The sequence below is a fragment of the Streptomyces sp. HUAS TT11 genome, assembly GCF_051553595.1.
GTDB lineage: Bacteria > Actinomycetota > Actinomycetes > Streptomycetales > Streptomycetaceae > Streptomyces.
The window spans coordinates 1,904,246-1,930,244 of sequence record NZ_CP196184.1 but is presented as its reverse complement, the minus strand read 5'-3'; the positions used below and the strand labels follow the sequence as shown (position 1 = coordinate 1,930,244).

Sequence of the window (25,999 nt, the reverse complement as noted above, 5' to 3'; positions counted from 1 at the left end):
GTGCGCGACGGCTGACGGGGCGGCACGCCGCGGGGGCGACATTGCGGACCCTTGCCTCCTGAGGGCGAGATGCGCGGAGAAGCCCGTGGCGGCGACCTTCGTGCCGCCCGGGCCCGCTGGGAACGGCGCCAGTGGCGGGGGATGCTGCGACTGGGGCCGTTCAACTGGCACGAGTTGTCCCTCGGCAGGGCTCTCCGCGTGGCGCTCGGCGTGGCGGTCCCGCTCGTCGTCGGGGCGGCGACCCATCACCTGGACGACGGGGCGTTCGCCGCGCTGGGCGCGCTGCCCGCCGGGTTCGCCTCGTTCGAAGGCAGGGCCCGGACACGGATCGCGGCCGTGGTGGCGGCCAGTGCGGGTATGGCGGTGTCCACGTTCGTCGGTGGTGTCCTGGCCGGCTCGGCCCCCTGGCTGCTGGTGCCCGTGGTGGCCCTGTGGGGATATGCGACCGGGCTGTCGGTCTGCCTGGGCCTGTGGCTGAGCGTCGCCATCCTCCAGTGGGCGGTGGCGCTGCTGATCGCGGTCGGTGTCCCGCAGAGCCCGTCGCAGGCGGCCCTGCGGGCCGGCCTGGTGCTGGCGGGGGGCCTGTTCCAGGGTGTGCTGGTCGCCGCCTCGTGGACCGTACAACGCGGGGCCGCGGAGCGGGCCGCCCTGGCCGAGTCCTACCGCAGCCTGTCCGCCTACGCGTCGGGCCTGGCGGCGGGCAGCACCGACCCGCCACCGCCGGCCGCCTTCAGAGCCACGGCCGTCGTCGCCGATCCCAACCCGCTCCTTTCGGACACAACTCGCGCGATCCACCTGAACCTCCTGGAGCAGGCCGAACGCATCCGCGCCTCACTCGCGGCCCTGGGCGCGCACACGGCCGGCGATCCCTCGGGGGGCGCCCGCATCTTCGCCGTACGGACCTCCGAGGTGCTGGACGTCGCCGCCGCGGCGATGACCACCAGATCGGCCGTTCCCGCCACCCGGCTGCGGGAGTTGAACGCCGCCCTGGCCGAACAGGCGGCCGTGGCCCCGACGAGCGGCTGGCACTGGGTCGCCGAGGCGCTCCTCGGGCAACTGCGCGCCGTCGACACCATCGTGGGCCGGATGCGATCGGCAGGCAGCGGAACCCGGCACGCTGGGCCGGACGACGCGCCGCAGCGGCCGGTCCCCGGGCAGGGGGTCGAATGGGCGGCCCTGGCGCTGAGGGCCAATCTGACCCCGGCCGGCGAGACCGGGCGCCATGCGGTGCGGCTGGCCGCCGTCGTCGGGCTGGCCGAGCTGATGGTGCAGGTCACCGGCCTGTTCCAGGGCCGTTGGGTGGTGCTGACGATCTTCCTGGTGCTCAAGCCGGACTTCGCCTCGACGCTGTCCCGCAGCGTGCACAGGGCGCTGGGCACGGCCGCCGGGGCCGGCCTCGGCGCGGCGGTCGCCGTGCTGGCCCGCCCGCAGGACGCCGGTCTGATCGTCGGGGCGACCGTCGCCGTCGCCGCGGCCTACGCGCTGTTCTCCGTGAACTATCTGCTCTTCAGTGTCTCGCTCACCGTGTTCATCGTGATCGTCCTGGACATCCTCGGGCTGTCGGCCGAATCCACGGCCACGGCCCGTCTGGCCAACACGGCCATCGGAGCGGCGCTCGCGATCATCGCCTACTGGGCATGGCCCACCTGGGAGGGCCTCACGGCCCAGCAGAAGTTCGCACGGCTGCTCACCTCGCAGAGCCGGTACCTCACCTATCTGCTGAGCCGGCTCGGCCGGCCCGGGACGACCGACCAGGCCCGGCTGCGTGCCCTGCAGAGCGCAGCCCGCCGTGCTCGCACCGATGCCGACGCGTCCACGGCCCGACTGGCCGCCGAGCCGATCCAGCCGCCGCTGACCCCGGCCGTCGCCCGGACCCTGGTCGCCGTCGTCATGCGTCTGGCGCACGCGGAGCTCTCCCTGCACCTGCTCGTCCTCCAGCAGGCCGCTCCCCAGCGAGCGGCGGGCACCGGCGCGGTGGGCCGGGACGAAGAGTGGCGCGGTTGTGCCCCCAGCGCTCAACTGGACGCCCTGGCCGACGCTCTGGGTGCCACCTTGGACACGCTGGCGGAGGCCCTTCTGGCCCTGAGGGCCCCGAGGGATCTTCCACCCCTGCGGCGACTGGAGGCCTCGCTGCGCGACCGGTCACTACCGGACGGTCGTCGCCTCCTTCCCATCACGGACAGCATCGTCGACGCCACGAACACTCTGAGCGACGTGCTGCGCCGGGAGTTCGCCTGAGGAGCGAGGCCCGGCCGGCCGGTTGCGCGCTCCCGACGCGGGACCGTTGTCGTCCTGCGGTCCGCTGCCCTCGCGTCGTCAACGGGGTCGGGAGAACTCTCCGCATGGGCGGACGCAGTACTGCACGGCCATCATGGCGAGGTCGTCGTCCAGGCGCCGACCGGTGTAGGCGTCCAGGTCGTCACTGATGCGCTGCAGGATGGCTTCCGGTTCTCCCCACGGCCAGCCCGAAGCCCGTTCGGCAAGAGGGTAGAAATCCCCCGCGGTGTCCCGGGCCTCGATGATGCCGTCCGTGTAGAACAACAGGGTGTCTCCGGCGCCGAACGCGAAGGTGTCGGGGTGGAAGGCGTCGGCCTCGTCGCCGGCCAGCCCGAACGGCGGCGCGGGACGGTGTGACTCCAAGACGTTCACATGGCCGTGACGCCTCAGCAACGGCGGTGGATGGCCGCAGTTCACTATGTCGACGCGTCCGCCGTCGTCGGGTATTTCGGCCAAGAGAGCGGTGATGAAGCACTCGCTGAACTCGGAGTCGCACTCGGTGAGTTGGGTCAGATGCCTGCGTACGCTGCGTTCCAGGGAAGCCGCCAGCTCGGCCAGGGTGTCGTGCAGGTGATCGGCGTCGTGGAAGGCACTGACGAGGGCGGAGGCGTCATGAATGGCCGGAAGTCCTTTGCCGCGAACGTCACCGATGAGGAGGCGGGTGGCACGGCCGGTTCGGGCTGCGGCGTAGAGGTCTCCACCGACACGGGCGTGTTCGGCGGCCGCCCGGTACACGGCGGCCGCCCTCAGACAGCCCATGTGCCGCGGGATCGGCCGCAGCAGCACCGTCTGGACCGCTTCCGACACCGTCCTTATCTGGTGGAGGTCCCGCACACTGCGATCGTGGAGAGTGCGGGCCGTGAGGGCAACGGCGGAGATGGCGAGCAGAGCGCCGAAGTGCAAGGGAAGGATCGGCGAGCGCAGCAGTCCGTCGTGGTGGTCGATGACCACGGTGGCCCCGCCGGCGACCACGACGACACCGGCGGTGAACCGGGAGCCCACGAACGCCGCGGCGATGATGGGTGCGGCGACAAGCAGGGGCGACCAGTGGCCGGCTATCGCCACAGGGGCGAAGAAGGCGCCCAGACTTGTCACCACAATCAGCAGGATCGAGACGGTCGCCGACGGCTGAACCAGTCGTGGTCGGACGTCCCCCTGTGGTGACACCGCGCCTGAAAGGTCGATCGAGCCGTTGGTTCCGGGGATGTATCTCATCGGAGCTTCCTGCAAGGGGTCACTGCGGAAGAGAGACTGCGGTCCGACCTGCTTCGGCCACGTCATGTCCCCCTGCGGTGGTTGACGGCCGGGCTTGCTGCGGGGGTGAACCGATGGGACGAGCCGGTTTTCGCAGGACGGAATCGATGGCCGTGATCCGGTGCCGATCCTGATCCGCTGCTGCTTGTTGTGCGGCGACCTGCAACAGAGCCGACAGTCGCTCCGCGAGGTAAGTCACCGTGTTCGAAATGGTGAGAGATCGGTAAAAACCTCCCCCGTGTCTCGTTCGACCCGGCGGGAATACTGCAACCCAGGTCGAGATCCGTGAACCGGGGGCGACTGCCTGTCGTCCAGGCGATGGGTCGTCAACCTCGCTGCACTGCGGTCGAGTCGGCCTTCACGGCCGCGTCTGCCGAGGCCGCGAGGGGCCGTTGCCTGCCCGGCCACCGTTCGCCCTGTCACGCCGGTAACGTTGCGTGTGGATGGTGATCTCCTACGGCGCATGGGGGCGTTCGATGAACCAGCAGGTGAACCTGGTGACCTTGGGTGTTCAGGACGTGCAGGTGAGCCGTCGGTTCTACAGCCAGGGCCTCGGCTGGACACCGCTGCTCGATCTGGACGGCATCGTCTTCTACCAGATCGGCAAGGGGCTGGCCCTGGCGCTCTTTCCCCTGGCGGACCTCGGTGCCGACACGGGGCATGCGGCGACGGCCGGGACCTCGTTCACCCTCGCTCAGAACGTCGATTCGCCTGCCGCCGTGGACACGGTCATGGCGAGCGCCCGTGCGGCAGGGGCGACCGTCCTCAAGGAGCCGCAGCGCGCGGCGTTCGGCGGCTACCACGGCTACTTCGCCGATCCCGACGGTCACCGCTGGGAGGTGTGCCACAACCCCGGCTGGTCGGTCGCCGACGACGGCACCGTGACACTCGCGGCCGTCGACGCGGCGGACAGGGAGGAATGACGCGGTCAGAACCAACCGCCGTCGGCCTGGACCGTCCGGCCGGTGATGAACGAGGCGTCGTCCGACACCAGGAACGCGACGACGGCCGCGATCTCATCGGGCCGGGCCATCCTCCCCAGCGAACTGGTCGTACGGATCAGGGTGTTGAAGTCCACGTCGAGGTCGGGGTGGACGTAGTGCGCACCGGCATGGCCGGACATGTCCGTGACCGTTCCGCCGGGGGCGACGGCGTTGACGGTGATGCCGCGCCTGCCGAGCTCAGGGCTGAGGTTGAGCGCGATGGATTCGACGGCGGCCTTGCTCGACGCATAAAGGGCGTGGTGGAAGACCGCCTTGTGAGCGCTGCCCGATGACGTGAGGACGATCCTCCCGCCGTTGTCCATGTGCCGCACCGCGTTCTGCACGACGAAGAACTGGGCCCGGGTGTTGACGGCGAAGACCTCGTCGAACTCGGCCGGGGTGACGGCGTCCAGGCTGCCGAAGTGCTCGATTCCCGCATTGCTGACCAGGATGTCGAGCCCGCCGAGAGCGTCGGCGGCCTGATCCGTCATGCGCCTGATCTGATCCGGATCGCCGACGTCCGCCTTGATCGCGGCTGCCCGCCGGCCGGTGGCGGAGATCTCGGCGGCGAGCGCTTCGGCCGCCTCGCCGCTGCTCCGGAAGTTGATCACAACGTCGGCCCCGTCGGCGGCCAGTCTGCGGGCGGTCGCCGCGCCGATCCCCCGTGAGCCACCGGTGACCAGGGCCCTTCGGCCGGCGAGCCGTCCGCTCATCGGTCTCCTCCCGGGCGGCCGGTCGCACCGGGCGCGGGGAGTGGTGCCGGCTCGGGGCCGGGCTCGGGCCGCGTGGTCACGACCGGCCGCCGAGGCCGTCGTCCACTGGCACGTCCTCCGGCTCGAGCGTCACTCCGGAGTTGCGCGCCTGCTCGAGGATCAGGGACGCGAAGTCCTCCGTCGTCAGGCCCGCGCCGACAGCCGCCTGGACGAGTTGCGCGGTGGCCGAGGCGACGGGCATGGGGACCTCCAGTTCGCGCGCCGCCGCCAGCCCCAGGTCGAAGTCCTTGCGCAGCAGGACGTTGGTGAAGGTCGGCGTGAAGTCCAGGTGAACCAGCGCCGGGGACTTGTACCTGGTGAACACCGAGCCCATCACGGAGTTGTTGAGGAACTCGAGAAACGCCGATCGCGTGACGCCGCCCTTCTCCGCGAGGACCGTGATCTCGGCCAGCGACTGGCTGACGACTCCCAGGAAGACGTTGTGCGCGATCTTGACCAGACGGGCCACCTCGTCCGCACCGACATAGGTCACGGCACGTCCCAGCAGTCTCAGAAGCGGCTCGACGGCGTCGAAGACCTCGCGCGGACCCGAGACCGCGACGGTCAGTTCGCCGGCCTCGATGACCTTCGGGTTGCCGCTGACCGGGGCGGCCAGAAAACCGGTGCCGTGTTTGGCGGCAGCCGCCCGTACAAGGGCGGAGACCTGGGTGGACACGGTGGAGCTGTCGACCAGCACACCGGGTGAGGCGTCGCTCGCGGTGAGTAGACCCCCGGCGCCGGTGGTGACGGACTCCAGGTCGGGCGACGTGGCCACCATGGTGAAGACGACGTCCCGGTCGGCCAGTTCCTCCGGCCGGTCGACGACCGTCGCGCCCTTCCCGGTCAGCGGCTCGGCCTTGGCACGGGTCCGGTTGTAGACCGCGACGTCATGGCCGGCGTCGAGCAGCCTGGATGCCAGCGGGTACCCCATGCGGCCGGCGCCGATCCAGCCGATGCGGGGACGTTCGGTGGCGACATAGGTCATGGTGCCTCCTGACTCCCGGAACACGGCCGGCAGGCACACGCCGTTCAACGGGCGATTCCCGCCGCACGCACGTGTCGACGCCGTCCTCCCGGACGCCTCGGGCGGCTTCCTGCGGACCTCCCACCAAGCTATGCCGACCGGCCCGGTCTGTCCTGTTGCCCCCCGGACGGTGACCGACGCCGGGAGGACAGGCGCCGGCAGCGGGGACACGCGGCTGCTGAGACGTCGTCGACGAGGACGCCGCACCCACCGCCCGCCCGAACGGCACCTACGGGACGGGCCCTGACGTCCGCCGGGTACGGACGGGCCATCGCGCCGCACACCACGCCCGGTGTCCCGGAGGTCATGGGGCCCGAGATCGCGTGGGTGGCCGCGGCGTGCAGGCCGGTGTGCTCGGGATCGGCCGTGGCGACCCGGATCCCGAGGACCCCGGAGCCGTCACCGACGCGCACCCGCGCCCGGTTCGGGCGCCGGATCCCGGAGGTCTTCACCGACGGCTTCCGGAACCGGCCCGACACGACCACCGGCACGGTGGACGCCGGTGTGCCGGCCCACTTCGTGCCCGGCTTCCCGTGCATCGACTTCGTGCCCGGGGACCTCGCACCCCGGCCACGGCCGGCGCGGATCCCCAGGTGTGCGTCGCGACCCGGCCCCGAGGCCGGGTCGCCCTGCCGGGTGAGTGTCGCAGACGAGTGCCGTGCGCCGGGCGTGCGCTCCGGCACCCGGATCCGAAACCCTGCCCGCTGCCCGCTGCCCGCTGCCCGCTGCCCGCTGCCCGCTGCCCGCTGCCCGCTGCCCGCTGCCCGCGGTCAGCGCTCCGTGCGGGCGGGCAGCCGCCATCCCGGACGCGGGAAGTGGCAGGTGTAGCCGTCGGGGTAGCGCTCCAGGTAGTCCTGGTGCTCCGGCTCGGCCTCCCAGAAGGGCCCGACCGGCTCGACCTCGGTGACGACCTTGCCCGGCCACAGACCGGAGGCGTCCACATCCGCGATGGTGTCCTCCGCGATCCGCTTCTGCTCGTCGTCCACGTAGTAGATCGCCGAGCGGTAGCTGAGACCGATGTCGTTGCCCTGGCGGTTCTTGGTGCTGGGGTCGTGGATCTGGAAGAAGAACTCCAGGAGCGTGCGGAAGTCGGTCTTCTCGGGGTCGAAGAGGATCTCGATCGCCTCCGCGTGCGTCCCGTGGTTGCGGTACGTCGCGTTCGGCACGTCACCGCCGGTGTATCCGACCCGGGTCCCCGTCACGCCCGGGAGCTTGCGGATCAGGTCCTGCATTCCCCAGAAGCATCCGCCCGCAAGCACGGCCCTCTGCGTCTGCGCTGCCATGTCGGCCCCTCCAATGTGTGTCGCCTCGGTCATTCGGGCTGCTCGGCTCGCATACGGCCGCCCTCGCACACCCTTCGCACACATCAGCGCGCCGGCGTCCCGAACAATTCCGTGCCCGTCCTGCTGCCCTGGCCAGATCGGGCGCGTGGTGCGGGCGGTGCGAGGCCGACTCCGCGCCCTACAACCGTACGGGCAGATGGCGGGGCCCGCGGAGCATGGCGTTCTGCCGGTAGAGGGGCGGGTCCTGGACAAGGGCCGCCGTGCCGAGGTAGGGGAGCAGCGCGCCCAGCGCGGCCTGGGCTTCGAGACGGGCGAGTGGAGCGCCGTAACACAGGTGGACGCCGCTGCCGAAGCCGAAGTGCTCGTTGTCCGGGCGGGCGGGGTCGAACCGGTCGGGCTGGTCGAACCGCTTGGGGTCACGGCTGCCCGAGGCCAGGGCCAGTACGACCGATGTGCCCTTGGGAAGGGTGGTGCCGGCGACGTCGACGTCCGAGAGGGGGATGCGCTCACGCATGTGGACCGGGGGCTCGTAGCGCAGCAGCTCCTCGATCGCGTTCGGCAGCAGCCCGGGTTCCCGACGCAGCCGGTCCAGCTGGTCCGGGTGGCGCAGCAGGGTCAGCACCCCGTTCGTGATCAGATTGACCGTGGTCTCGTGCCCGGCGATGAGCAGCAGAACGGCGGTCTGCGCGAGTTCCTCACGGCTGAGTCGCAGGGCCGGATCCGGCTCGTTGACGAACTCGGACAGTATGTCGTCGGTGGGATGGCCGCGGCGCTGCTCGGCGAGGTCCACGAGGTACTGGCCCATCTCGTTCCGCGCCTGCCGGCCTGCGCGGTCACGCTCGGCGGTGGTGTCGTCCGCGGGCCTGACATCGGCCGAGGCGACCAGCGCGTCGGTCCACCCGCGGAACAGGGGCTCGTCCTTGTGCGGCACACCGAGCAGCCGGCAGATGACCGTGACGGGCAGGGGGTAGGCGAATTCGTCGACGACGTCGATCTGCCGGCCGGTCTCGAGGCTCCCGAGCACTTCCTCGGTGATCCGGCTGATCTCGCCGCGCATGGCGTCGATCCGGCCCGGGCTGTGGGGTGGGCCGAAGGGCCGCATGGCCAGGGTGCGCAGCCGGTGGTGCTCGGGATCGTCGAGCCGCAGGAACGGAGGCTTCGGCGCGTCCTCGGACGGACCGGGGAAGGGCGCGGTGCGGCTGCGGGGGTCCGCGCTGATCCGCGGGTCGTGCAGCAGGGCGGCGACCTCGTGGTAGGTCCCGATCAGATAGCTGCCGTCCGACTGCCGCACCACGGGGCCGGCCTCGCGGAGTTCCGCGTACAGCGGGTAGGGGTCGGGACGACTGCCGTAGTCGGTGATGCGCTCGAGCAGGGTGTCGGCGGTCATGCGTATCGCTCCTTGTCGCGGGGCGGGTCAGCCGGTGGGCGGCACCACGGTCAGCCGGCGGTCCGGCAGATGTCCGGTGAGCGCCACCGTGGGGCCGTGGTACAGCCCCTTCGGGTCCGGTACGTCGGACGGGATCGGCACCTCGGCGGCCATCGGACGGTCCGCCGCGCCGGCCGCGGGCGGAAACGGCGCGGCCGTCTCGATCAGGCGCTCGTAGTACTCGAGCGACTTGGCCATGTCGACGGTCACCGCGGCGGTGATCCGGCCCCGGTAGCCGTACACCATCACCAGCCGGCGTTCCTCCAGCGAGCCCTGGGCGATCACCACCTGGTCGGAGAAGGTGGGCACACCCACCGACTTGATGTTGTGCCCGAACTGACTCGACCAGAAGATCGGGACCGAGAGGTGCGGGCGCCGCATGGGTCCCGGATGGACCATGTTGTGAGCCGCCACCTCGGCCTGCGCGACGGCGTTGCCCCAGTGCTCGAGGGACAGCATCTGGTAATCGAACAGCGGGTGCGGGAAACGCGAGACGTCGCCGGCCACGAAGACGTCGTCGGTGACGATCCCGTACATGTCGAAGGCCCGGCACCCCGCATCGCAGGCGATGCCGCGCGGGCCGGCCGCAAGTCCGCTGTCCGCGAGCCACTCGACGTTGCGGACGGCCCCCAGCGCCACGACGCACACGTCCGCGTCGACCCGGCTGCCGTCGGACAGATCCGCACCGGTGAACCGGCCGCCGTCGCCGTGCAGCGCGGTGACCGTGACCCCGCAGCGCAGGTCCACCCCGTGGGCCCGGTGCATCGCGGCGGCAAGCTTCGACAGCGTCCCGCCGAGGGCGCCCACGAGCGGGCCGGGGCCTCGTTCGGCGACCGTCACGTCCAAGCCGCGTTCCCGGCAGGCCGAGGCGATCTCCGAGCCGGTGAATCCGCCGCCGATGACCAGGACCCGCCGCGGTCCCGCGGCCAGCCGCTCGGCCAGCCCTCCGGCGTCGTCGAGGGTGCGGAGCGTGAACACCCCGTCCAGGGCGGCTTCCTCCTGCCGGGGCCAGGGTCTCGCCCGCGTCCCGGTGGTGATCAGCAACCGGTCGAACGGCACCGCTTCCCCATCGGCCAGCAGCACCCGCTTTCCCGTCGGGTCCAGACCGGTGGCGGGCACCCCCAGCCGCCACTCGGCGTCCGGATCCCGGCGCATCGGCAGCCCGGTGGTGTCGGCGGCGGCCTGGCCGAGCAGCACCTGCTTGGACAGCGGCGGCCTGTCGTAGGGCGGATGGGGCTCGTCCCCGATCACGGTCACCGGGCCGGTGAAGCCTTCGGCACGCAGCGTCTCGGCGGCCCTCAGCCCGGCCAGCGACGCGCCGACGACGACGATGCGGCCGTCCCACAGGTCACCGGCCACCGACGCTCACCTCTTCACCGAGGAGGATGGCCTGGACCGGGCACGCCGCAGCGGCCTGACGCACACGCTCCACCTGATCACCGGGGACGGCCGGGGTGTAGAGCAGCGCTTCGTCCCCGTGCAGCCGGAACACGCCGGGAGCGAGGAACACACACTGCGCGTAACCCTGGCAGCGCGTGAGGTCCACGACGATCTGCATCCTCATCACTCCCTCCGTCGCCTCACCCCCCCGCCTTCAGAATGCGGGACGGCGCGGATGCTCGCCCGGCCACCGAGGTGGGCCCGCGCCGGCGGGAAGGAAGACGCAGGGCGAGGAGAGCGACATCGTCCGGGGTACGGGTCCACCAGGAGGCGAGAAGTTCGTCGCACATGACGGGGGAGGGGTTCGCAGGCCGGGGCCGCCGCATGCCGGTGCAGCCGCGTCAGGCCGCACTCGAGGCTCTGGCCGGTTCGGGGGTGGAAATGTCTCTTTTCGGCAGAGCGAGGGCCCGACAGCCCAACCGGGCTCTCGGGCCCTCGCAGGATCGCGTGTCCGGGGGTTGATCATTTACGCGCTGCGCGAGTCAACGATCACTTCTGCGGCAGGTCACCGGGTGAACGAACGCGTCTCCCCGGCGGCCGGTCCTCCGGACCGTCTCCGCGGCGGCAGGTCCGTCACCAGTAGTGCCGACGACCACCGACGGCACGCCCCGTGGCACCCAGCACCCAGAGCACGAGACCGATGACCGCCAGGATGACTCCGATGGTCCACAGGATGGAGATTCCGGTGAGGAATCCGATGATCAGCAAGATAACGCCGACAATGAGCATGCTGTCCTCCGTTCGTGGCGTCGGTTTGCAGGCGCGGGCCAGGGCTCGGCACGAGCCGGCTCAGCTGTCGAGTGCCCGCTTCAGGTCGGCCTTGTTCATGTGGGAGCGGCCTTCCACATTGCGCCGCTTGGCCTCGGCGTAGAGCTGGTCGTAGGTCGGGCCCTGCGGACCCTTGCCCGAGCGGTGACCACCCCGCTCGCCGGAGGACATGTCCTGGATGGAGCTGCGGCTCGCCGTCCTCGACTCACCCGAGCGGGCACGTTCCTTGTTGACGGTGCGGGCCGCGATCTCCTCGGCGCGCTTCTCGCTCTCGCCCCGGTCCCGGGCGCTCTCCTTGATGTGCTCGTACTGCCGCTCACGCTTACGGCTCGACCCTGCGGGCATCGGGTGTCACCCCTCTTCTCTTCCCTTGCGCTCTCTGCGTCGGGTACCCCGTACTTCCGGATCATCACGGCACAACTCCGGCAGCGCGACCGCGAGAGACCCGGCCCCGTGCCGGCCTTCCGGCCGACGCCCGGCGGGGCGGCGATCCGGGCAAGGCGCCCGAGTATGGGCCACAAGGGTCAGGGGTACTCGCGGTCGAAGCGCCGTTCGGGCCGAGCGCACTGCGCTCCGCGTACGGCACCGAAGCAGGTGGCGACAAGGCTTACCGCAATACGACCAAGAGTTCGATTTCTCCCGAACGGGAAGGGGAGGTGTCCCTCATGAGGCTGACGAGCGCGGCGCAGACACCACTCGGCGACCCCCTGGCCACCGCGATGGACTCCATCGAAGAACAGGAGTGGCTGGACGGCCTTGCCGCGGGGATACGCAAGGTCGTACGCGCCGTCCCCATGGGTCGGGGCCGGGACGTACTGCGCGGCCTGTGGCTCGGTCATCCGCTGCACCCGGTCATGGTCCAACTGCCCATCGGGGCCTGGACCTCGGCCGCGATTCTCGATCTGTTCCCCGGGGAGAGCCGTGCGGCCCGCCGTCTGGTGGCGGCCGGTCTGCTCGGTGCGGCACCGGCGACCCTGACCGGCTGGGTGGACTGGGCGGAGCAGCGTCCCCGCCAGGCCCGCGTGGGTCTCGTCCACGCCGCGTCGAACCTCGCCGCCGTCGGCGCGTACGCCGCCTCCCTCGCGGCGCGCAGGCGCCGTCGCAACGTGCTGGGCCGCATGCTCGGCTTCGCGGGTCTGACGATGGTCACGGTCGGGGGCACGCTCGGCGGCCATCTCGCCTACCGGCAGGCGGCCGGCGTCAACCATGCCGAGGCCGTGCCGGTGCTGGTCGAGCCAGGATGGCACCGGATCGGGGCGCTGGAAGAATTCCCGGTCGGTGAGCCCGTACGGCGGACGGCCGACGAGGTGGCGCTGCTCGTGGTGCGTGACGGGGACGGCCGGCTGAACGCCCTGGCCGACCGGTGCAGCCACATGGACGGGCCGCTTCACGAGGGCGACGTCCTCGACGGCTGCGTCACCTGCCCGTGGCACGGGAGCGAGTTCCGGTTGTCGGACGGCGTGAACGTGCACGGTCCCGCCACCGCGCCGCAGCCTTCTTTCGAATGCCGGGTCTCCGCCGGGGGCGACGTCGACGTCCGCCTGCCGGTGACGGCCTGAGCGGCGGGGAGGCGCCATGGGCCCGGAAGCTCTCGAGATCTATCTCAACGACCATCTGGCCGGTGCGACCGCGGGACAGTTCATGTCACGTCACCTGGCCGAGCACCACCGTTCCTCGTCGCACGGCGGCGCATTGCGCCGCGTGGCGGACGAGATCGCCGAGGACCGGCGGTCCCTCCTGGAGATGATGGACGCCCTCGGAGTACCGGTGCACCGCTACAAGGTGTACGCCGGTCGCCTCGGCGAGAAGGCACGGCTGTTCACACTCAACGGACGGGTGACCCGGCGCTCGGGGCTGAGCAGCGTCCTTGAACTGGAGACGCTGCGCCTGGGCATCGAGGGCAAGAGCCTGCTGTGGCAGACCCTGCTGTCGCTCCCCCCGGCCAAGGGCCTCGACCGGGCGCGGCTGCGGGACCTTCTGGACCGTGCGCGGCACCAGATCGACACCGTCGAGGGCATGCGCCGCGAAGGGGCGGTCACCGTCTTCGGCTGACAGGCCGACAGAACGCTCACCCGGGTGGCCGCGGCTGCGGAGGCCCGGTCAGCGGGGTTCTCAGGGCGCTCCGGCCGCGCCGCCACGCCTCGAGCAGCGTCGCGTCCAGACGGCGGTCGAGTTCGGCGGTCGCGTCGATGCCGAACACGAGGTCGGGCTCCAGGCCCGGCTCGTCGGCCAGCAGACCGCCGATGACCTCACGGCGAACGACCTGTTCGTGCACGGCGTCGGCCTCCACGTGTTCGTCGTAGAAGCGCTCGGCGGAGGGGCCGGCACCGGTGCGGTTCATCGCCCGGGCCAGACGCCTCGAAGCGGGGGACGAGGTCACCTCGACCGAGGCGAAGTGACCGACCAGCGCACCCCGCCAGAGGCGATGCAGCCCGAACAGCGACATGAGGTTCACCGTGGCCAGTGCCTCGGCGGGCGCGGCGTCCAGGTAATGGCCGTATGCGGTGTCCAGCCCCAGGTCGGCCATGAGATTCGCGAAGAGGGTCGCGTGGATGTCCTCGGCACGACCGGCCCCGAACTCGTCGAACTCCACCGCCACCATGCCGGCCTTGGCCCTGCCGCGCAGCCTCGGGACGACCCATGCGTGCGGGTCGGCCTCCTTCAGGTGGTAGAGAGAACGGATCGCCGCGTATTCGCGCAACTGCCAGAGTTCACCGTGGTGTTGGAGGAAGTGGGTGACACTGGTCCCGTCGTCCCGAGCCGGCTCCAGCAGGAGGTCGTCGAGCGCCTCGCCCACGGATCCGCCTGCTCGGGCGACATCGTGGCGCAGGGCGTCGACGAAATGGTCCTCCAGCGTGGAGCGCAGACCCAGCAGACGGGGATCCCACTCGCGGCGGGGGTCCACACCCTCGAAGCCCCAGTAGTGCAGCTCGTACAGGCTGTAGAGGGCCAATTGAAGGTCGTCGCCGTACGGGTCGGCCCGCCCGGCTTCCGTGGACGTCGGCAGCTCACCCGTGCCCCCCTTCGCCACCGCCACGACGGCGGACGAGATGTCGCCCCGTGGGCGTGGCGGCGGCGGGCCCACGGGCGCGGGTGACGGCGGGGGTGCGGTCATGACGCTCCGCCCTCCTCATGTGTTCCGGGGCATCCGGCTGTCCGGCGCCGATGGCTGGTGTCGCACCACGGGTAGATGGCGCTGCGACGGCACATGCACACGGCGACGACGAACCGAGTGGACACGGTCACGGTCCCGTCGGCGAGCGTGATCTCCACCGGGCCCGGGACGAGCAGCGGGCCGTCGTCGGTGAGTACGACGCGGCACGGTCGGTCAGGCTTGCCGGGCACGGATGATCACCAGCTCTTCGAACGATTCCCGGGGCGTGACCAGTCGGCGGTCGCGCAGCCAGGGGAGCCGGGAGCGCAGAACGGGGCCGAACGGTAGGTGCATGCGGTCGCTGACGGCGGCCTGCAACCCGGAACCGGTCAGTTGCAGCAGGGTCTCCTCGGGTCCGCTCAGCGCGGACTGCACCATCAGCAGGATGCCGCCGGGGCGCAGGGCCTGTGGCACTTCCTCGCAGATCCGATCCAGGATCGCCCGCCCGTCCCGACCGGCGTTCCACGCCCGGCCCGGTTCGGCGTGACTGTCACCGTCCTCGGTGCGACCAGGGGGAGGTTCGGGGGCCGGGACATACGGCGGGTTGCAGACGACCAGGTCAAACCTTCGCCCGCTTATCGGTGACAGCAGATCTCCCCGGCAGAAATCGATGTGCTGCCCCGCCCGCAGCGCGTTCAGACGCGCGGTGGCGAGGGCACGCCGGGCAATGTCCGTCGCGGTGACGCGGGCGCCCTGTTGCGCGGCACAGACGGCCAGCGTCCCGTTGCCCGTGCCCAGGTCGAGGACGTCCGTCCCCGGCGCGAGCGCCTCCCTCCGGAGAGCCGTCGCCAGGAAGAGGGTGTCGGCTTGGGGCGTGTACACCCCTGGCGGAGTCGCGAGTGACGGAAGCCAAGGGGGTGCGGCGGGCACCGTCATCGAGGCACCTCCGTTCAGGGCCCGAGGAGACCCCGCAGGTGGTGGGCCGCAGGCGCAGGTCTCCACCCTGCGTACCCCTCCTGGACAGGGGCAATCCGTGGACGTGGGGCACATGAGGCGTTGCGCTCCGTGAGAGGCGGGCCCCTCGGCGGCCGGGCCGGTTCGTCGAACACGGCAATCGGCGGTGCCGCGCACCGTACTCGCGGACGGCTTCCCGTCTGCAGGTCCCATACGGTGTCACCGGCGAACACGGCGTGTTCGGGCGCGACTCGCGATTTCCGGCGCTCGCCCGACCGGCTCGGGAGCCGGCCAAGGGCCGCCGAGAACACGCTCGTTCAGGGCTTCATCCGTGCCCACAGCCGCTCACGGGCGGGCGCGAACGACCAGTTGTGGTGTGAGGGCGCGGAACCCCTCCGCGCAGGGTCGAGGGGCGGAGGCGGCCGGTGGACCGGCTGAACACGAAGGCCAGGCGGGCTTACGTCGACCCCTTCGGGACCGATGTGTTCGTCAGCACAGCGTGCTCGCACGGTGGCGGTCGGCGTCCTCGACGGGGAGCACCGCTCACTCGGGCGTATGGGATTGCAGCCGGGGCGCGAGTTCGTCGCGGATGTCCGCCGGGAGGCACTCGTTCTGGGCCCACTCCACCACCAGCTCCGCGACCTTCCGCAGCTTGGTGTTGGTGCACATGGAGGTCTCACGGAGTGCGTCCCAGGCCTCTTCCGGCGTGATCCGTCCCACGGCGACGAGGACGCCGATGGCCTGGTCGATCAACGCGTGTGCGGTGACTGCGTGCCGCAGCTGAGTCACCTCGCTCTGCAGTTCCCTGATGCGATCGGAGCGTGACTCCAGCTCCTGGACCATTCCGGGAACCCTGCCGGCGTGAGCGTCCACGTCGCCTCCGTGATGTGGGAGTGGTCGGGACTCCATGGCCGATACTGCCTTGCCCAACGCGGCATACGCGCTGCTTGACCCATGAAGGTTCCCCTTCACCGTTGCACCGAAGCCGCCCCGGTGCAAAACAGCCCGCCCGACGGGCGCCCCCTCCGGGGCTCGGGGCAGGCACCACAAGGACTGCATCAGTTGCCCCCTCGGGGTACCCGGTGCCGTGTCCGGGCACACGAAGGCGGGAGAACGGGGTCGTACATGGGCGCAGCCGACAAGGCCGTCACGCTGGGTGTGGAGGAGGAGTACGTCCTGCTCGACGCGCGCAGCGGGTTGCCCGCGCCGACGGCGGGACAGGTGGAGGTCGCGGCCGGTCTGGAACCCACGCTGGCGGGCGGTGAGGTCGACAGGGAGTTGCTGCAGGCGCAGATCGAGGTGGCCACACCTGTGTGCGGGGACCTGGCGGAGGTCGCCGCGCACCTGGTGCGGCTGAGGGAGGCCGTGGGCAGGGCGGCACGGCGCAGCGGCTGTGTGGCCGCGGCGAGCGACGCCGCCCCGGTGGCGGCCCGCACCGCGGTGCCGGTCACGCCGTTGCCTCGCTATGAGGACATGCACAGTGAGGCGGCGCTTCTGGTCGACGAGCAGTTGATCTGCGGTATGCACGTGCACGTGGCCGTTCCCGGCCGGTCGCCGGGGGCCGGTGCGCTGGCCCGGTTGCGGCCGTGGCTGGCGGTACTGGTGGCGCTCGGCGCCAATTCCCCGTTCTGGCAGGGCAAGGACAGCGGGTTCGCCAGTTGGCGCACGGTGGTGTTCGGGCGGTGGCCGGCCAGCGGTGTGCCGCCGTTCGCCGCGGACGCCACGCAGTACGAGCAGCGTGTCGGGGAGTTGCTGGCCACCGGCGTGATACCGGATCGGCGTCAGCTGTACTGGCAGGCCCGGCTGTCCGACTGCTATCCGACGCTGGAGGTGCGGGCGCCGGACGTGCAGATCGACGTCGACAGCGCGGTGACGCTCGCCGGTCTGGTCCGTGGACTGGTCGCCACCGGTCTGGACGAGACACGTTCGGGTCTTGTCGCCCCGAATCCGCCGGCCGGCATCCTCACCGCGGCCGGCTGGCACGCGGCCCGTCACGGTCTCAGCGACGTGCTGGTCGATCCGCGCAGCGGGAAGCCCGCACCGGCCGGACAGGTCGCCGAGACGCTGTACGACCATGTCGCCCCCGCCCTGCGCAGGTTCGGTGACCACGACCGGGTCGCCGAAGGCCTGCACCGGATGCTCGACGCCGGTACGGGAGCCGACCGGCAGCGAGCCGCCGCCCGCAGGGGCGGCCTGCACGCGCTCCTGGACCTGGTCACCGAGGACGCCCCCGGACCGGCCACCGACCTGCCGCGGTGACCCCGCGAGCACACTGCCCCGCTCCTCGAGGAGCAGGCTCATGCCCGACCCCCAGTCGGCACGCCGTGTGAGCCCGCGCCACCGCGGTACCCGCAACCACGACGGCGCCCCACTCAGGCCCGGAAGGTGGACGTGATGACGTTGCTGCTGCCCCGCTCCCACGAGGACTCCATGTCAGGACTCTCGGCGGTGGTCACGGGCGGCTCACGCGGCCTCGGACTGCTGCTCGCCGAACAGCTGCTCATCCGGGGGTGCGCGGTCACCATCGCCGCCCGGGACGAGGAGGAGCTCGGCCGGGCGCGGGAATTCTTGACCGACAGGCGCCCCGACGCGCGCGTGCGCACCGCGCCCTGCGACGTCACCGACCGTGCGACGGTCGCCTCACTGATGACGGACGCCGCCGAAGCACAGGGCGGGATCGACGTGGTGATCGCGAACGCGGGCATCATCCAGGTCGCGCCGGTGGAGTCGATCGGGGTCGACGAGTTCCGGTCGGCCATGGAGACCATGTACATGGGTGCCGTGCACACCTCACTCGAAGCCCTGCCCTGGCTGCGACACGGCCGGGGCGTCGGACGGCTGGCGCTGATCGGCTCGGTCGGCGGACTCCTGGCGGTACCGCACCTGCTGCCCTACTCGTGTGCCAAATCCGCCGTCGCCGCCCTTGCCGAGGGCCTGCACACCGAACTGCTGGGCCACGGCGTGAGTGTGACGGCGGTCCACCCCGGGCTGATGCGGACCGGTTCACACCTGGCCGCGGAGTTCGGCGGGAACGAGGCCGCGGAGTTCGCGTGGTTCTCGGCGCTCGCCGGCAGCCCTCTGGTCTCGATGGACGCGCGCCGCGCCGCCGACCGCATCGTGACCGCCGTGGAGCGGCGCCGGGCCCGTATCGTGCTGACCCCGATGGCGAAGTTGGCCGGCCTCACCCACGGGGTGGCCCCCGCACTGACCACCCGGCTCAGCGCGCTGGCGGCCCGGGCGCTGCCGCGCTCCCCGGAAGGGAGCGGGGCCGGTGGTCTGCGCCGGGGCCGGGACATCGAACCGGGCCCGGACCGGGCGGGGCATCCGGTGGCAGCGCGACTGCGTGACTGGGGCAGCGCTCTCAACGATCGTGCGGCCCGCCGGCTGAACCAGCGGGCGCACCACGCGCACGGCGGCGGGTGACCCGCGGCGGGACCCGCCGACTGCCCGGGGACGCGGAAAGACGGGAACGAGCCCATGCCCGAGCTCCCGGATGTCGAGGCGTTCCGCCAGGTGCTCATGAACTGCGGTCGCCGTCGGCGTGTCACGGACGTCGAGGTGCGCGACGCGGGAGTGCTGCGGGGTGTGACCGAGAGACGGCTGCGGAGGGAGCTGAAGGGCAGACGTCTGGGGAAGGCGTGGCGTCACGGCAAGTGGCTGTTCGTGCCGACCGATGGCGGGTCCACCCTGGTCTGTCACTTCGGTATGACGGGATCGCTGAGATGCTGTCGCCCGGACGAGCCGATCGAACCGCACGACCGCATCGTCCTGACGCTCGACGAGGCCCGCGAGCTGCGCTATCACGATCAACGCAAGCTTCAGGGCGTACGGTTGGCCGACGAGTACACCGTCGACCGGATCGTGGACGGCCTGGGCCCCGACGCCTTGACCGTGGACCGGGCCGAGTTCCTGGACCTGCTGTCGGGGCGGCGTGGCGCCGTCAAGAGCGCGCTGATGGACCAGTCCGTGATCGCGGGTCTCGGAAACCTCCTGTGCGACGAGATCCTCTGGCGGGCCCGGATGGATCCCCGGACGCCGGCCCGGGATCTGGACGGGACGGCACTGCGCCGCATCCACTCCGCGATGGGCCGGGTACTCGCGACGTCCGTGCGGGCCGGTCGCGTGCCCCCTCGACGTTCCTGGCTCACCGGGCGCAGGGACGACGACGAACCGTCGTGCCCCCGCTGCGGCGGATCCCTGCACTCGGCTCGTGTCACCGGGCGCAGAACCCTGTGGTGCCCGAGGTGCCAGCCCTCGACGAGGGGTGACCGGTGAGCCCGCGGGCCGCGCGTCCACGCCCGGTCAAGGGACCGGGTCAGCCGGTCGGGGGCGGGAAGCCGACCTCCCGCGCCCTGACGATCCGGGCCCCCATGTTGCGCTCCATCATCTCCAGGGCCGCATCCTCCAGGTGGAGGTGGATGCAGGCGACGGCATCCCTCGGGACCGTGACGTCCAGATGGCGGATGTGGGCGTCCAGAGCCGAGTAGAGGACGCACTGCTCCGTGACCTGGCCGCACAGCACCACATGCCCTACGCCCAGTTGCCACAGCAAGTAGGACATGGGCGTCTCGTAGAAGATGGAATGGCGCGCCTTCACCACGAAGAGGGAGTCGTCGTCCGGCTTGATCGGCTCGATCAGGTCGGCGTGGGGACGGGCCAGCGCGGCCTCCACGAGTTCCCCGTGATGGGAGCGCCACAGCCCGAAGTTGTCGTTCGCGTAGATCACCGGCGTCCTTGCCGCGCGTGCCCTGCCGATCAGATCCGCGAGGACCGGCACGACACGCTCGGCGGACGGAACCAGCAGCTCGGCATCCTGGTGATCGTACGTGTTGATCATGTCGATCACGACGAGTGCGCTGCCCCCCTGCCCTGTGGGCATGTGCACCCCGTCCACCACCTCGTGCCGTCGGTCGTGGGAACACCCCGGTGCGGGACAAGCGCAGACCACCGTCGTCACCGTGGGCGTCGACGACGGTCCGAGTACCCGGCCGGCGGTGGCCGGAACGTGCCGTCGCACCGCCGCCGCACATGACCGATCGCGCCCTTGCTACGTTCCGTCCCGCTGGGGCACCACCGTGAACCTCGGGTCCTCCGCCGAGGCGACGCCCGCGGCGAAGACACCGAAACGCGTGCACACGGACCCCGCGAGCAGCGCCAGACCCGATGCGACCGCGGCGGACCGGCGGTGACCGAGGCAGGCGGCTGCGAGGCCGCCCGCGAGGGTGAGGACCCGGGACGCGCGCAGGAGCGTCCCCGCGCGGCCCTCCCGGTATGTTTCGGCGACCGTTCCGAGGCGGTGTTCCGCCGCCTCGGTGACCGCCGTCTCGGCGAGGGCGGCGAGCCCGGCGGCACAGCGGGCGGGTGTGTTCTCGCGGACCGGTCCGGCCACCAGGGCCATGCCGGCGGCGGCGGCCGTCGCGGACGCGGCGAAGAGGTAGGGCAGTTCGCGGTGCGCGCCGTGCCAGGCGGGCACCGCCGTGTCCGCGGCGAGGACCCCGGTGTACGCGGCCACGGCGGGGCCGAGCAGAGCTGCCGCCGCGGTGGCGGCCGCCCCCGTCCGCGGCAGCCGCCCTGTCACCGCGCTGACGGCGGCAGCCCCTGCCGCCGGACCGTAGGCGCTCAGCAGCCAGGAGCCGACACTCATGGGAGAGGTGGGTTTGAAGACCCTCAGCATGTTCGCGAAGCGCTCGGGGCGGCCCAGGTCGTGGACCAGTGCGGCGGCGGAGAGGGAGACCGCGGTGAGCGAGGAGACCTTCATCGCGGTCGCCGTACGGCTGCGGCCGGTGACCTGTGCTCCCGCCGCGACCACGGAGCCCGCGCCCGCGAGACCTCCGAGGAAGAAGTACCCGGCGATGTCGCGTGCGGCCCAGGAAGGCGCCTTGATGACGGGACGCCCGTAGTAGGAGTCGAACTCCGCCCTGGGCACCATCAGTTGTTCGCCCGTGCGGGCCCTCCGGTGCCCCGCGCCCCGGGTTCCGGTCATCGCCGCCCCCTTCCCGACAGTGCGAACGAGAGGGCGAGACCGCCCACCAGGGAGAGCGCGGCGACTCCCGCGTGTTTCCACATCGTCGGCAGGTCACGCGTGGTGACGACGGGGTCCGGGGGCAGTCCGTAGACCTCGGGGCGGTCGAGCAGCAGGAAGAACGCACCGTCGCCCCCCACCCCGTTGTCGGGATCGTGTCCGTACAGCTGGGCCTCGGTGACACCCTCCTTGTGCAGTTGGTCGACGCGCAGTGCCGCGCGCTCACGCAGTTCGTCGAGCGGCCCGAACCGGATGGACTCGGTCGGGCAGGCCTTGGCGCAGGCGGGCTCCTGGCCGGCGCCGAGCCGGTCGTAGCAGAGAGTGCACTTGAAGGCCCGCCCGTCGTGGGGGCGTTGCTCGATGACGCCGTAGGGGCAGGCGGGGACGCAGTAGCCGCAGCCGTTGCAGATGTCCTCCTGCACCACCACGGTGCCGAACTCGGTGCGGAAGAGGGAGCCGGTGGGACACACATCGAGGCAGGCCGCATGCGTGCAGTGCTTGCAGACGTCGGAGGACATCAGCCAGCGCATGTCACCGGCGGGGCCGTCGTCCTGCCGGGGGCCGTTCGCCGACGCCGGTTCGGTGAGCGGGAGTTCGGTGCGTCCTTCCGGCCTCGGCTGTTCGACGAAGGCGACATGCCGCCAGGTGGACGCGCCCAGCGCCTGGGTGTTGTCGTAGGACATGCCGCTGAGGGAGAGGCCGTCCTCCGGGATGGCGTTCCACTCTTTGCAGGCCACCTCGCAGGCCTTGCAGCCGATGCACACGGACGTGTCGGTGAAGAAACCGACCCTTTCCTCGCTGCCTGCGCTCATGCCCGGGTCTCCGTTCCGGTGGTGTCGGTGATGCCCGCGCGGCGGCGGTACTCGGCGACCAGACGCGGCAGGTCCGGTCCCCGGGGGCGGCGCCCCGGCCGGATGTCCGCGGTCAGCGCCTTGTCCTCCTGGATATGGGCGTTGGGATCGAGGGTGATGGCGACGAGTTCATTGGCGGCGTCTCCCGTGGACACACCGTTGGGACCCCAGTGGAAGGGCAGGCCGATCTGATGGACGGTGCGGCCCCGGACGGTCAGCGGCCTGATCCGTTCGGTCACCAGCACCCGGGCCTCGATGGCGTTGCGGGCGGTGACGATGGTCGCCCAGCCCTCGGCCTCCAGTCCCCGTTCCGCCGCCAACTGCGGTGAGACCTCGCAGAAGAACTCCGGCTGCAACTCGGACAGATACGGGGACCAGCGGCTCATGCCGCCCGCCGTGAAGTGCTCGGTCAACCGGTGCGTGGTGACGATGTACGGATAGACGCCGGCCCCCGGTTCGTCGCCGCTCGGGTGGTAGCGGTTGCCCTCCCGCGGCAGCACCTGCCGGGTGGGGGAGCGGGGGGTTGCGGGATGCAGGGCGTTGGTGAACGGTGAGTCCTGCGGCTCGTAGTGGGTCGGCATCGGGCCGTCCTCCAGGCCCGCGGGGGCGTACAGCCAGCCCTTTCCGTCGGCCTGCATGATGAACGGGTCGTCGCCGCGCAGTGCCTCCGGGCCCGTCGCGTTGTCGTCCGGTACGAAGTCGGGCGCTCGGTCGGGGATGAAGTCCGGGACGTCGTGGCCGTGCCATCGCCCGGCGTCCGCGTCCCACCACAGACAGGCCTTGCGTTCGCTCCACGGGGAGCCGTAGGGGGCGGCCGAGGCGCGGTTGTACAGGATGCGGCGGTTGGCGGGCCAGGCCCAGGCCCACTCCGCGGCCACCCAGTCCTGCTGGGACCCCGGCTTCTTGCGGGCCGCCTGGTTGACACCGTCCGCGTACACCCCGCAGTAGATCCAGCAGCCGCAGCGGGTCGAGCCGTCGTCCTTGAGTTCGGTGTAGGCCGTGAGAGGGCGGCCGTCGGGGCCGTGACCGTTGATCTCGGCGAGGACGGCGTCGGCGACGGGTTCCGCGAGGGGACCGTCGACGGGGTAGTCCCAACTGAGGTCCAGGATCGCCCGGTCCATGGGATCGGTGGAGCCCGCCAGCTTCTCCCTGATACGTCGACCGAGGTGGTACGTGAACCACAGATCGCTGCGTGCGTCGCCCTCGGGTTCGACCGCCGCGTGGTGCCACTGCACCCAGCGGTTGGTGTTGGTGAAGGAGCCGGACTTCTCGGTGTGCGCGGCGGCCGGGAAGAAGAACACCTCGGTGCCGATGTCCTCGGTCCGCAGCTCGCCGCTCTCGATCTCCGGTCCGTCCTTCCACCAGGTCGCGGACTCGATCAGCGAGAAGTCCCTGACGACGAGCCAGTCGAGCCCGGCCATGCCCAGGCGCTGAAGCCGGGTGTTGGCCGAGCCCACCGCCGGGTTCTCGCCCATCAGGAAGTAGCCCTTGCAGGTGCCGTCGAGCTGGGCCATCACCGTCTCGTACGTGGAGTGCGAGCCGGTGAGGCGCGGCAGGTGATCGAAGCAGAAGTCGTTGTCCCGGGTTGCGGCGTCCCCGTAGTAGGCCTTCAGCAGGCTGACGAAATACGCCCGCATCGACGCCCAGAAGCCCTTCTCCGTCCGGGTCGTCTCGACGAACGTGTCGAGGTCGAGATGCTTGTGCGCGTGCGGCATCGGCAGATAGCCGGGCAGCAGATTGAACAGGGTGGGGATGTCGCTGGAGCCCTGGATGGAGGCATGGCCCCGCAACGCCTGGATTCCTCCGCCGGGGCGCCCGATGTTGCCGAGCAGCAGCTGCAGGATGCTCGCGGCGCGGATGTACTGCGAGCCCACCGAGTGCTGTGTCCAGCCGACCGCGTAGGCGAAGGAACTGGTCCTGTCACGGCCGGAGTTGTCGGTGAGGGCGGCACAGACGCGCAGGAACGTGTCGCGGGGTACACCGCAGACGTCCTCCACCATCTCGGGTGTGTAGCGGGCGAAGTGCCTCTTGAGGACCTGGTAGACGCACCGCGGATGCCGCAGCGTCGGATCGGCGGGGGCGCGAGGTGCGGTGCGCGCTCCTCCGGACCCGTGTGCCTCGGCCTCGCCGGCGGTGTGCACCCGGTCCTCGTACTGTTCGTCGACCTCACCGGTCGGCTGCTGTACCTGGACGCCCTCGTACTGCCAGCTGCGCGGGTCGTAGTGGCCCTTCTCCTCGTCGAGTCCGGAGAAGACGCCGTCGAGGTCCTCCGTGTCGCGGAAGTGCTCGCTCACCAGGGTCGCCGCATTGGTGTAGTGCAGGACGTATTCGCGGAAGTCCTTCTCCTCGGTGAGGACGTGGTTGATGATCCCGCCGAGGAAGGCGATGTCGCTGCCCGCCCGGATCGGGACGTGCAGGTCGGCGAGGGCGCTGGTGCGTGTGTACCGGGGGTCGACGTGGATGATGTACGCCCCGCGGGCCTTGGCCTCCATCACCCATTGGAAGCCCACCGGATGGGCTTCCGCGTAGTTGGAGCCCTGGATGACGATGCAGTCGGAGTGCTGCAGGTCCTGCATGAACGTGGTCGCGCCGCCGCGGCCGAAGGAGGTGCCCAGGCCGGCGACGGTGGAACTGTGGCAGACCCGGGCCTGGTTCTCCACCTGCACGACGCCGAGGCCGGTCAGCAGCTTCTTGATGAGGTAGTTCTCCTCGTTGTCGAGGGTGGCTCCGCCGAGGCTCGCGATGCCCATGGTGCGGGCGGTCCGCACGCCGTCGCGCTCCCACTCCCAGGTGTCGCGGCGCGTCGCGATCACCCGGTCGGCGACCATGTCCATGGCCGTATCCAGGTCGAGGGGCTCCCAGTCGCCACCGTGCGGGGGGCGGTGGAGGACCTGGTGGCGGCGGGCGGGTCCCGTGGTGAGCTGGAGGGTCGCCGAACCCTTGGGGCACAGGCGTCCGCGGCTGACGGGCGAAGCGGGATCACCCTCGATCTGGACGACCTTGTCGTCCTTGACGTACACCTGCTGCCCGCAGCCGACCGCGCAGTACGGGCAGATCGACTGTGTCACGTGGTCGGCGGTGTCGGTCCGTGGACGCAACCGCTCCGTGTGCCGGGACTTGGCGGCGCTGCCCCGGCCCAGGCGATCCTCCCCCGTCAACTGCCGGTAGACGGGCCATTCCCGGACACGGTCGGACAGACCCATGAGCGCTCCCTGGACGGATCGGTTCGGGGATCCGTCGGCTTCGAGCCGGCCGGCGCGGGCGTTTTCGCCCGTCCGTCGTGGCCCGCGTCTGCCGACGGGTGCCCCCGCGCCTGGGTACCGGGAACGTGCTCGGCGAAACCTGACACTTCCGCACCGCCGCTCCCGGGGGTTCCGCGCCCGGTCCGGTTCAGCGGCATGGACGGGAGGGGCGCCGCCGTGCGCCCGCACCGGAGGGTGCCGGCGTCACTGCTCGTGACGCGCCTGTACGGCCGGCTGCGTGGCCCGGGTGGTCTCGTCCTGGACGAGCAGGGAGAGCAGGGAGGCCACGGTGAGGCCCGCCTCGGCCGGATGCCGCAGCACCTTGCCCGGCTCGATGCGGTACGTGTTGGTCCGCCCGTCACGGGTGTGGGACAGATAACCGTCCTGCTCGAGATCGGAGATGATCCGCTGGACAGCGCGCTCGGTGAGCCGGCAGTAGGCGGCGATGTCACGGATGCGGACGTTCGGATCGTCGGCGATGGCCGCCAGCACGCGAGCGTGATTGGTGACGAACGTCCATCCGGTGTGAGACGCGGGCACTTCATCCATGTCTCAATCCTATGGTCCGGAGCACTTGGCGTGGACGGACAGGTGACATATATTTCATGTATCCAATGACGTGTTCTCAC

General features: G+C 71.1%; 25 protein-coding genes. 7 read left to right on the top strand and 18 right to left on the bottom strand.

Features of this window, described 5'->3' with window-relative positions; all coding sequences use genetic code 11:
• Positions 1-69 precede the first annotated feature (69 nt).
• Positions 70-2,238 carry an FUSC family protein gene (locus ACSHXN_RS08845; RefSeq protein WP_355134068.1) on the top strand — a complete coding sequence of 723 codons (2,169 nt, stop codon included), beginning with the start codon at positions 70-72 and terminating at the stop codon, positions 2,236-2,238.
• A gap of 78 nt (positions 2,239-2,316) precedes the next feature.
• On the opposite strand, the gene ACSHXN_RS08840 is transcribed toward ACSHXN_RS08845, so the two are convergent.
• On the bottom strand, positions 2,317-3,492 hold the full coding sequence (locus ACSHXN_RS08840) for a PP2C family protein-serine/threonine phosphatase (RefSeq protein ID WP_355134066.1): 1,176 nt from the start codon (positions 3,490-3,492) through the stop codon (positions 2,317-2,319).
• A 482-nt stretch (positions 3,493-3,974) separates the two neighbouring features.
• On the opposite strand from ACSHXN_RS08840, the gene ACSHXN_RS08835 reads away from it, so the two are divergent.
• Positions 3,975-4,454 (top strand): VOC family protein, encoded by a 480-nt coding sequence (locus tag ACSHXN_RS08835; protein ID WP_356112132.1) that lies wholly within the window; start codon positions 3,975-3,977, stop codon positions 4,452-4,454.
• Positions 4,455-4,459: 5 nt separating this feature from the next.
• Here the strand turns inward: ACSHXN_RS08835 and ACSHXN_RS08830 are convergent, their stop codons facing one another.
• The 8 genes from ACSHXN_RS08830 to ACSHXN_RS08795 form a co-directional block, all read right to left on the bottom strand.
• Positions 4,460-5,227, bottom strand: a complete 768-nt coding sequence (locus tag ACSHXN_RS08830; RefSeq protein WP_355134062.1) for an SDR family NAD(P)-dependent oxidoreductase — start codon at positions 5,225-5,227, stop codon at positions 4,460-4,462.
• Between the two features lie 76 nt (positions 5,228-5,303).
• Positions 5,304-6,251 (bottom strand): NAD(P)-dependent oxidoreductase, encoded by a 948-nt coding sequence (locus tag ACSHXN_RS08825; protein WP_356112136.1) that lies wholly within the window; start codon positions 6,249-6,251, stop codon positions 5,304-5,306.
• Positions 6,252-7,060: 809 nt separating this feature from the next.
• Positions 7,061-7,573 (bottom strand): peptide-methionine (S)-S-oxide reductase MsrA, encoded by a 513-nt coding sequence (gene msrA, locus ACSHXN_RS08820; RefSeq protein ID WP_059130278.1) that lies wholly within the window; start codon positions 7,571-7,573, stop codon positions 7,061-7,063.
• Between the two features lie 178 nt (positions 7,574-7,751).
• Complete coding sequence (locus tag ACSHXN_RS08815) at positions 7,752-8,960, bottom strand: cytochrome P450 (RefSeq protein WP_355134056.1); 1,209 nt, start codon at positions 8,958-8,960, stop codon at positions 7,752-7,754.
• A gap of 27 nt (positions 8,961-8,987) precedes the next feature.
• Complete coding sequence (locus tag ACSHXN_RS08810) at positions 8,988-10,358, bottom strand: NAD(P)/FAD-dependent oxidoreductase (protein WP_356112142.1); 1,371 nt, start codon at positions 10,356-10,358, stop codon at positions 8,988-8,990.
• The gene (locus tag ACSHXN_RS08805) at positions 10,348-10,557 is read right to left on the bottom strand and encodes a ferredoxin (RefSeq protein WP_331269363.1); all 210 of its coding nucleotides are present in this window, start codon (positions 10,555-10,557) and stop codon (positions 10,348-10,350) included. Before ACSHXN_RS08805 ends, ACSHXN_RS08810 begins: the two co-directional genes overlap by 11 nt.
• A gap of 455 nt (positions 10,558-11,012) precedes the next feature.
• A complete protein-coding gene (locus ACSHXN_RS08800) occupies positions 11,013-11,168 on the bottom strand; it encodes a DUF6131 family protein (protein WP_147318052.1) in 156 nt (51 codons plus the stop codon).
• 60 nt (positions 11,169-11,228) lie between these two features.
• Positions 11,229-11,552 carry a plasmid stabilization protein gene (locus ACSHXN_RS08795; RefSeq protein ID WP_356292503.1) on the bottom strand — a complete coding sequence of 108 codons (324 nt, stop codon included), beginning with the start codon at positions 11,550-11,552 and terminating at the stop codon, positions 11,229-11,231.
• Positions 11,553-11,872: 320 nt separating this feature from the next.
• Between ACSHXN_RS08795 and ACSHXN_RS08790 the strand changes: the two genes are divergently transcribed.
• Entirely contained in the window at positions 11,873-12,766 is an 894-nt protein-coding gene (locus ACSHXN_RS08790; RefSeq protein WP_383355482.1) for a Rieske 2Fe-2S domain-containing protein, read from the top strand.
• Between the two features lie 16 nt (positions 12,767-12,782).
• Positions 12,783-13,259, top strand: coding sequence for a hypothetical protein (locus ACSHXN_RS08785; RefSeq protein WP_356292505.1), 477 nt, complete (start codon positions 12,783-12,785; stop codon positions 13,257-13,259).
• A gap of 16 nt (positions 13,260-13,275) precedes the next feature.
• Here ACSHXN_RS08785 and ACSHXN_RS08780 read toward each other — a convergent pair whose 3' ends face one another.
• The 4 genes from ACSHXN_RS08780 to ACSHXN_RS08765 all read right to left on the bottom strand — a co-directional run bounded on the left by ACSHXN_RS08780 (position 13,276) and on the right by ACSHXN_RS08765 (position 16,128).
• Positions 13,276-14,322: an iron-containing redox enzyme family protein gene (locus ACSHXN_RS08780; RefSeq protein ID WP_356112147.1), complete on the bottom strand. Its 1,047-nt coding sequence runs from the start codon at positions 14,320-14,322 to the stop codon at positions 13,276-13,278.
• Positions 14,319-14,552, bottom strand: coding sequence for a CDGSH iron-sulfur domain-containing protein (locus ACSHXN_RS08775; protein WP_355134047.1), 234 nt, complete (start codon positions 14,550-14,552; stop codon positions 14,319-14,321). The genes ACSHXN_RS08780 and ACSHXN_RS08775 overlap by 4 nt, the downstream gene beginning before the upstream one ends.
• Complete coding sequence (locus tag ACSHXN_RS08770; RefSeq protein ID WP_438302887.1) at positions 14,536-15,237, bottom strand: HemK2/MTQ2 family protein methyltransferase; 702 nt, start codon at positions 15,235-15,237, stop codon at positions 14,536-14,538. Before ACSHXN_RS08770 ends, ACSHXN_RS08775 begins: the two co-directional genes overlap by 17 nt.
• 561 nt (positions 15,238-15,798) lie before the next feature.
• Positions 15,799-16,128: an ANTAR domain-containing protein gene (locus tag ACSHXN_RS08765; RefSeq protein WP_355795980.1), complete on the bottom strand. Its 330-nt coding sequence runs from the start codon at positions 16,126-16,128 to the stop codon at positions 15,799-15,801.
• Positions 16,129-16,380: 252 nt separating this feature from the next.
• Between ACSHXN_RS08765 and ACSHXN_RS08760 the strand changes: the two genes are divergently transcribed.
• The 3 genes from ACSHXN_RS08760 (at position 16,381) to ACSHXN_RS08750 (ending at position 19,530) form a co-directional block, all read left to right on the top strand.
• On the top strand, positions 16,381-17,514 hold the full coding sequence (locus tag ACSHXN_RS08760; protein ID WP_438302886.1) for a carboxylate-amine ligase: 1,134 nt from the start codon (positions 16,381-16,383) through the stop codon (positions 17,512-17,514).
• A 135-nt stretch (positions 17,515-17,649) separates the two neighbouring features.
• Complete coding sequence (locus ACSHXN_RS08755; RefSeq protein ID WP_356112154.1) at positions 17,650-18,678, top strand: SDR family NAD(P)-dependent oxidoreductase; 1,029 nt, start codon at positions 17,650-17,652, stop codon at positions 18,676-18,678.
• Positions 18,679-18,732: 54 nt separating this feature from the next.
• Complete coding sequence (locus ACSHXN_RS08750) at positions 18,733-19,530, top strand: Fpg/Nei family DNA glycosylase (RefSeq protein WP_356292511.1); 798 nt, start codon at positions 18,733-18,735, stop codon at positions 19,528-19,530.
• A 40-nt stretch (positions 19,531-19,570) separates the two neighbouring features.
• On the opposite strand, the gene ACSHXN_RS08745 is transcribed toward ACSHXN_RS08750, so the two are convergent.
• The 5 genes from ACSHXN_RS08745 to ACSHXN_RS08725 form a co-directional block, all read right to left on the bottom strand.
• On the bottom strand, positions 19,571-20,134 hold the full coding sequence (locus ACSHXN_RS08745; protein WP_438302885.1) for a cysteine hydrolase family protein: 564 nt from the start codon (positions 20,132-20,134) through the stop codon (positions 19,571-19,573).
• Positions 20,135-20,302: 168 nt separating this feature from the next.
• On the bottom strand, positions 20,303-21,238 hold the full coding sequence (gene nrfD / locus ACSHXN_RS08740) for an NrfD/PsrC family molybdoenzyme membrane anchor subunit (protein WP_356112159.1): 936 nt from the start codon (positions 21,236-21,238) through the stop codon (positions 20,303-20,305).
• Positions 21,235-22,089: a 4Fe-4S dicluster domain-containing protein gene (locus ACSHXN_RS08735; RefSeq protein WP_355134031.1), complete on the bottom strand. Its 855-nt coding sequence runs from the start codon at positions 22,087-22,089 to the stop codon at positions 21,235-21,237. The genes nrfD and ACSHXN_RS08735 overlap by 4 nt, the downstream gene beginning before the upstream one ends.
• Positions 22,086-25,331, bottom strand: coding sequence for a formate dehydrogenase (gene fdh / locus ACSHXN_RS08730; protein ID WP_438302884.1), 3,246 nt, complete (start codon positions 25,329-25,331; stop codon positions 22,086-22,088). Before fdh ends, ACSHXN_RS08735 begins: the two co-directional genes overlap by 4 nt.
• Positions 25,332-25,574: 243 nt before the next feature.
• Entirely contained in the window at positions 25,575-25,919 is a 345-nt protein-coding gene (locus tag ACSHXN_RS08725; protein ID WP_355134027.1) for a helix-turn-helix transcriptional regulator, read from the bottom strand.
• Positions 25,920-25,999: the final 80 nt, after the last annotated feature.